Origin of the sequence: Mesorhizobium sp. M7A.F.Ca.CA.004.04.2.1, from assembly GCF_004022825.1 — a bacterium.
Taxonomy (GTDB): Bacteria; Pseudomonadota; Alphaproteobacteria; order Rhizobiales; family Rhizobiaceae; genus Mesorhizobium.
This window is the reverse complement of the sequence record NZ_RZPH01001362.1, coordinates 1-1,239: the sequence shown is the minus strand read 5'-3', so window position 1 is coordinate 1,239 and position 1,239 is coordinate 1. Positions and strand designations below refer to the sequence as shown.

The following is a 1,239-nucleotide window of genomic DNA, read 5'->3' as shown; positions in this document are numbered from 1 at the left end:
CTTCCGCGTGCTGCAGCTGATGCCGGGCATCGGCCCTTCGGCTGCCGCGCAGATCGTCGAGCCCATGACGACGGCGCTGGACGAGGCGATGGGGCTGGCCGGCTGGCGTCCGCCGCAACGCGCCGCCGATGACTGGCCGGGCTTCGTCTCGCTCTATTCCGGCCTGCGCGCCGGCGCCAAATGGCCTGCTGATCTCGAACAGATCAGGCTGTGGTACGAGCCGCATCTGGAGCGCATCCACGAGGATGCAACGACGCGCCGCGCCGATCTCTTGCAACTCGAGCAGATCGGCTCGGGCTACGCCTCGCGCGAACGCTTCCTGACAGAACTGACGCTCGATCCGCCGGACGCCACCAGCGACCAGGCCGGGCCGCCGCATCGCGACGAGGACTATCTGATCCTGTCGACCATCCATTCGGCCAAGGGCCAGGAATGGAAGAACGTCTTCGTGCTCAACACGGTCGACGGCTGTATCCCGGCCGATCTCGGCGTCGGCACCAAGGAGGACATCGAGGAGGAGCGCCGGCTGCTTTACGTGGCGATGACGCGAGCCAAGGACAATCTCAACCTGGTCATGCCGCAACGCTTCTTTCCGCACGGCCAGGCGGCGCGCGGCGACCGCCATCTCTATGCCTCGCGCACCCGCTTCATCCCGGCTTCGATCCTGGCTGCGTTCCAGCAGGTGTCCTGGCCGAGCGCACAGGCGGCACAGGGCAGGGCGGCTCGGCCGGAGGTGCGCGTCGACATCGGCGCGCGCATGCGCGGCATGTGGAAATAGCTGCGGGATAGCGCCCCATGTTGAAACCACCGGTCAGGGTCGCCATAGCGGGTGCGCTGGGCCGCATGGGCCGCGGGATGGCGTCCGCCATGCAGGGCGACGCGCGGCTGGCGCTCGCCGCCCGCTTCCACCGGCCGGGCAGTATCGGCGAAGGGCTGGTGAGCCGCGACGAGGCGCTTGCCGTGGCCGACCTGGTCATCGACTTCACCACGCCGGCTGCCTCGGCTGATCTGGCCAGCATTTGCGCCGAGCGCGGCGGGCCGTCCCTGGTCATCGGGTCGACGGGCTTCGATGCTGCTGAATTGGCTGCTATCGCCGACGCCGCGAAAACGATTGCCATCGTGCGCTCCGGCAGCTTTTCGCTCGGGCTCAACATGCTGGTCGGGCTGGTCGAGCAGGCGGCGCGGGCACACGATCCCGATGACTGTGACGTGGAGATTGTCGCGGCACACCATCGCCAC

The 1,239-nt window shown here is 68.3% G+C and carries 1 protein-coding gene and 1 pseudogene; both read left to right on the top strand.

Translation table 11 applies throughout. From position 1 onward, the window contains the following. Window positions 1-778 (top strand): ATP-dependent helicase (locus tag EN893_RS34575; RefSeq protein ID WP_164901412.1); only part of this gene is annotated, 778 nt, incomplete at its 5' end. Between the two features lie 17 nt (window positions 779-795). Further along, window positions 796-1,239 (top strand): annotated as a pseudogene (locus tag EN893_RS34570) (4-hydroxy-tetrahydrodipicolinate reductase); the annotation flags it as partial.